Origin of the sequence: Pantoea sp. Pa-EAmG (assembly GCF_030024295.1) — a bacterium.
Taxonomy (GTDB): domain Bacteria; phylum Pseudomonadota; class Gammaproteobacteria; order Enterobacterales; family Enterobacteriaceae; genus Pantoea; species Pantoea dispersa.
On record NZ_JASEWO010000252.1, the window covers coordinates 1 to 4,839 of the forward strand.

A 4,839-nucleotide genomic window follows, 5' to 3' on the forward strand; every position below is an offset into this window, starting at 1 on the left:
GTCTCAGTTGTTGCGCCAGCATCTTCTGCGAAATACCGGGAATTAATTTTTCAAAATCTGAATAGCGCTGTACTTTGCCGTCGAACAGATGAAAAAGGATGATTAATTTCCAGCGCCCTTCCAGCAGTTGAATAACCTGCTCCACTCCGCTTGCGGCTGATTCCGGACTGTATAACTTACTCATCATTCAGTAACTCACTTTTTTGTGCGTACTTGTCAATTTAACAGTCTATGTGGAATATGACCGTACTGTAAACAAAGGGAGTACAGGTCTATGCCATTCACATTACCGCTCGCTATTTATGACGACTTCGCGCTCAGCAAGGGTGGCGATATTGCCAGCATTACTGATTATGGTACTGCCACATCAACAGACCGGAGATTCTCCAATGCCATGTGATCTCGATTTCCACGGTAAACGCATATTGGTCACTGCGGGTACCAAAGGTGTGGGTAAAGCGGTAGTTGGGCTATTCAAACAGCTGGGTGCAACAGTATTAACAACCGCACGCCACGCATCCGCAGAATGTAGGGCAGACGCCTTCGTAACGGCAGACCTGACCACGGTTACAGGGTGTACCTCAGTCGCGGAAGCCGTTCAGACACATCTGGGAGGCGTCGACATCATTGTTCATGTGGCCGGCGGTTCTACCGCACCCGGTGGTGGCTTTGCAGCATTGGGTGAAGAGGAGTGGCAACAGGAGCTCAATCTTAATCTGTTGCCCGCAGTACGTTTAGATCGTGCGTTGTTGCCTGCCATGCTGCAGCAGGGGGGCGGAGTGATCATCCATGTCACTTCTATCCAGCGAGAACTGCCCTTACCAGAATCAACCACGGGTTATGCAGCAGCGAAAGCGGCGCTGTCAGCCTACAGTAAAAGCCTGTCGAAAGAGGTTGCGTCGCAGGGGGTTCGGGTGGTTCGCGTGGCACCCGGCTGGATCGAAACCGAAGCTTCAGTGGCCATGGCGGAACGGCTGGCGCAGCAGGCAGGAACAGATTACGAAGGCGGTAAGCAGATCATCATGAAGGCACTTGGCGGTATTCCGCTGGGACGCCCTTCTCAACCCATTGAGGTAGCTAATCTCATTGTCTTCCTCGCATCTTCTTATGCTGCCGCGATCACCGGTACTGAATTTGTCATCGATGGCGGCACTATTCCAACGGTGTAGTCAGATATCCTCATCGACCCATTCGGGTAGCGATCCGGATATTTTATATACCTTAATAAGGCGCCAGCGGCTATGAGATCAAGCCATGTGCGATATCGACCTGGCCGCTGTGTGATATTCCCCGACTCTTTGTCGCAAATATCCGCTCCTCGCTCATGGCGAATACACAGTCCGCCTGGTGGCAGAAACGGACATGAATAGCGACAACAAAGGATGATTATTTGCGCACAAATCAGGGCTTCTTTGGCCGTTTATTGAAAAAACGCTTATGACGCTTTTTCATTCACCGTCATGATAAAGTTCAGCGTGTTTTCTCCCTGGTTTGCGTAGAAATGTGGAACATCGGTTTTGGCTGTAACGGAAAATCCCGCCGTTACCTGAAATACGCTCTCTTTCACGCCAAGCGTGAGGGTTCCGGATTTTACGTGCAGTAGCTCCAGCGTGCCTGAGGTATGCCCGGGTGATTCAAACTTTTCGCCTGGCCGCATTTCCCACAGCCACAGCTCAAGCATATCGGGTCCACCTGAGCCGGCCAGCAGCCTGGCGCTTCCCCCTTTGTCTCCTGTCCAGAGTTCGGGGATGTCCGTATCAGCGATGATGTGCACATCAGGCCTGGCGCTGACATCAACAAAATCCGCCACGGACACGCCCATGGCAGCAGCAAGCCGACATAGCAGCGCAATGCTGGGGTTAGCCTTACACCCTTCTATTTCTACCAGCATCCCCTTACTGACACTGGCTTTGCGGGATAGCTCATCGAGAGAAATTTTTCTTTGTTTACGAAACTGCTTAATCCGCAGGGATACGGCTTCGTTAACCGTGTTGACATCTGCGCCGGCAAAGGTCACTAAATTGACTTTTTTGGTCATTGGGTCGATATTATGAAATAAAATGGTCATTACAGGATTATCGCGTGTTAATCGTATCTGCGTCAATTTCCCCTGAAATCTATCAAATCGCCCCCGGTTTTCGGGCGCTCAGCATCAGTGTACAGGCAGCGCCTGTCGTGAATCCGCACGTCGGGGTAACGGCACTGAAGGCGGCCTGTGAGGCGGTGCTGTCAGATTCCCCCAACTGGGCTGAATCCCATCTGGCCGCATGGGCCGATGTGTTTCAGAAATTTGGTGCCAAACCCAAACGCACGCCCTGTTCTGCTGAGGCGCTACGCAAACGCGTGCTTCGCGATGGCACCCTGCCCGCGCTCGATCCGGTCGTTGATCTTTATAACGCTGTCAGTCTGCGTTATGCCGTGCCCGTAGGGGGAGAAAATATTGCTGCGTACCAGGGCGCACCTCGCCTGACGGTGGCAACAGGCACGGAACCCTTTGATACCATGAAAGAAGGGGTTATGGCGGTGGAATATCCTGCGCCTGGCGAAGTCGTCTGGTGTGATGATGCCGGCGTAACCTGCCGTCGCTGGAACTGGCGGCAGGGAATCAGGACTCGCTTAAGCGTTGAAGCGCAACACATGTGGTTTATTCTGGAAAGTCTGCCGCAGATGCCGCCCGATCAGCTGCATGAAGCTGGAAAGATGCTGACCGACGGCCTTGAAGAAATGATGCCCGGACGGCAGTGTAACGTCACCCTCATCGGCGAGTAACGCCTTTAACTCAGTTCTGGAGACTCTGCATGTTCACCGGCTTGTCTGCTTTCCCGTTAACGCCTGTCACCGCGCGTGGTGTCGATGAGCAGGGATTCACGAAGATCCTGGCTCGCCTGACGGCAGCCCGTGTCGATTCTTTGGGTGTTCTGGGTTCAACCGGTAGCTATGCTTATCTGAGCAGGGAACAGCGCAAACGCAGCGCAACGCTGGCGTGTCAGGTTGCCGGGGAGATTCCCGTGATGGTTTGCGTGGGAGCTATCAGCACCGATGCCGTACTGCATCTGGCTGAAGATGCGCAGTCCGCAGGCGCGGATGCGCTGCTGCTGCCGGCGATGAGTTACCAGCCGCTGCGTAATGAAGAGGTGTATGCCCTCTTTGAGACGGTTACCCGCCATACTTCAGTACCGGTTTGTGTTTATGACAACCCCGGCACCACGCATTTCCGCTTTACCGACGAACTGCTCGGGCAGCTGTCGTCACTGAAAGGGATTCGCTCAATTAAAATTCCGGGAGTACCGGATACCCCCATCGCTGCGGTTGAACGCGTCGCAGCATTACGAAAACATCTTCGTCCTGGCGTGACCCTGGGTATTAGTGGTGACGCCAGTGCCGGGCTGGGGCTGAATGCCGGTTGCGAAGTCTGGTATTCCGTTTGTGGCGGTATCTTCCCGGAAACCGCTAAACAAATTACGCAGGCCGCAGCCATTAACGACGCTGAACGCGTTACTGCCCTAACTCACCGCCTGCAACCTTTATGGGATCTGTTCCGTAAGCATGGCGGAAGTCTCCGCGTGATCGCAGCGGCAGCAGGCATACTGGGGCTGACCGATGCCGACTGTCTGCCTCGTCCCCTGTTACCCTTATCGGCCGCAGAGGTGGCAGATGTAGCAGCAGTGATGGCCGCTCTGGACCTGAAGTAACGCGCCGGCGGAATCGGTCCTGTGCCGAGCCGTTGATAGAAAGTAGGGTTTGAAGGGTGCACAAAAGGTCATGGTGCCTGCATGTATCAGCTTCTGATAAAGAATGCCCGGAGATAAACATCACCGGGCATAAAGACGTGTTTAAGCGGATTTGTAACGCGCTTCGAGCTTATCCATGAAGCCAAAAAGTACCTGATTCATTTCGCTGTAGTCGTGCGCACGAAGTTCTTCTGGCGTATGAACAAAGCGATACTCTGCGGCTCGGCTCAGGTCTTGTTGCGAATGAGCGATTAGCCGTTCTACAACATCCAGCGTCAGTTCCATGTGGCACTGAAAACCAAAGACGCGATCTGAATAGGAAACGATCTGGCGGGGACAGCCTTCGCTGTAGGCGATGATTTTTGCATCCGCGGTCAGGCCCGGCATGTCGTTATGCCAGTGACCGACCTCAAGCGACTTCGCAAAGTGAGAAAACAACGCATCCTCGCGAGCCTCTTCAGTTAGCGTGATCGGGAACTTACCAATCTCTTTTTCAGGGCTGTGAGCAAACGGCGCGCCCAGCGCCTCACCGATCAGCTGTGAGCCAAGGCAGATACCGATAACGGCTTTACCGGTTTTAACAGCAGCAGCAATCAGCGCCTGCTCGCCTTTCGCATCGAAGTGCGGACACTCTCTCTGGGTCGTGGACGGGTCCTGCGGACCGCCCATCACGATCAGGAAATCAATACCTTCGGCGTCCACGGGTAGCTCATCGCCTGCGTATACACGCGAGTAAGTCACATTATGACCTTGATTTCTGGCCCATGTTTCATAAGCCCCTGGCGCTTCAAAACTTTCATCTACGATAAAGTGTACCCGCATGAGTATAGGCTACTGTTATACCTGTGATAAACGACACACTCATCCAGTGAGTTGGTACACCGGATGGTTTCGAGGCAGCATCATAGTTGCAGGACTCTAATCTGAAATGCCAGGTAGTATAGATAAAGCGCCAAGACATGAAGCATCCACTGGCTGGTCCGGCACAGCGATTAGCTATCAGCGAGGAGAAACCGATCCTCCTCATCATCACCATGAAGGACAACTCCTCTATGAAACCAGAGGCGAGATGCTGGTCGAAACGTAAATCAACCTCTGGGTTATCACC

Annotated in this window: 6 protein-coding genes and 1 pseudogene; 4 read left to right on the forward strand and 3 right to left on the reverse strand. The window is 53.4% G+C overall.

What is annotated here, in order from left to right; translation table 11 throughout:
* The coding region (locus QMM04_RS20940; protein WP_282996925.1) for a helix-turn-helix domain-containing protein at nucleotides 1–184 on the reverse strand (184 nt) is incomplete at its 3' end.
* A 205-nt stretch (nucleotides 185–389) separates the two neighbouring features.
* Between QMM04_RS20940 and QMM04_RS20945 the strand changes: the two genes are divergently transcribed.
* Nucleotides 390–1,169 carry an SDR family oxidoreductase gene (locus QMM04_RS20945; RefSeq protein WP_058769672.1) on the forward strand — a complete coding sequence of 260 codons (780 nt, stop codon included), beginning with the start codon at nucleotides 390–392 and terminating at the stop codon, nucleotides 1,167–1,169.
* Between the two features lie 266 nt (nucleotides 1,170–1,435).
* On the opposite strand, the gene QMM04_RS20950 is transcribed toward QMM04_RS20945, so the two are convergent.
* Complete coding sequence (locus QMM04_RS20950; RefSeq protein WP_059010376.1) at nucleotides 1,436–2,038, reverse strand: helix-turn-helix transcriptional regulator; 603 nt, start codon at nucleotides 2,036–2,038, stop codon at nucleotides 1,436–1,438.
* A 44-nt stretch (nucleotides 2,039–2,082) separates the two neighbouring features.
* Here QMM04_RS20950 and QMM04_RS20955 point away from each other — a divergent pair, with 44 nt between their 5' ends.
* Both QMM04_RS20955 and QMM04_RS20960 read left to right on the forward strand, forming a co-directional pair.
* Nucleotides 2,083–2,769, forward strand: a complete 687-nt coding sequence (locus tag QMM04_RS20955) for a B3/4 domain-containing protein (protein WP_282996926.1) — start codon at nucleotides 2,083–2,085, stop codon at nucleotides 2,767–2,769.
* Nucleotides 2,770–2,798: 29 nt separating this feature from the next.
* A complete protein-coding gene (locus QMM04_RS20960; RefSeq protein WP_282996927.1) occupies nucleotides 2,799–3,692 on the forward strand; it encodes a dihydrodipicolinate synthase family protein in 894 nt (297 codons plus the stop codon).
* 141 nt (nucleotides 3,693–3,833) lie between these two features.
* Here the strand turns inward: QMM04_RS20960 and QMM04_RS20965 are convergent, their stop codons facing one another.
* Complete coding sequence (locus QMM04_RS20965) at nucleotides 3,834–4,553, reverse strand: type 1 glutamine amidotransferase (protein ID WP_282996928.1); 720 nt, start codon at nucleotides 4,551–4,553, stop codon at nucleotides 3,834–3,836.
* A gap of 106 nt (nucleotides 4,554–4,659) precedes the next feature.
* Here QMM04_RS20965 and QMM04_RS20970 point away from each other — a divergent pair.
* Nucleotides 4,660–4,815 (forward strand): annotated as a pseudogene (locus QMM04_RS20970) (AraC family transcriptional regulator); the annotation flags it as partial.
* Nucleotides 4,816–4,839 lie beyond the last annotated feature (24 nt).

What these genes read in the sequence shown, in the direction of transcription:
- QMM04_RS20945 (WP_058769672.1), top strand. Translation starts at nt 390, where the DNA reads ATGCCATGTGATCTCGATTTCCACGGTAAACGCATATTGGTCACTGCG.
- QMM04_RS20950 (WP_059010376.1), bottom strand. Translation starts at nt 2,038, where the DNA reads ATGACCAAAAAAGTCAATTTAGTGACCTTTGCCGGCGCAGATGTCAAC.
- QMM04_RS20960 (WP_282996927.1), top strand. Translation starts at nt 2,799, where the DNA reads ATGTTCACCGGCTTGTCTGCTTTCCCGTTAACGCCTGTCACCGCGCGT.
- QMM04_RS20965 (WP_282996928.1), bottom strand. Translation starts at nt 4,553, where the DNA reads ATGCGGGTACACTTTATCGTAGATGAAAGTTTTGAAGCGCCAGGGGCT.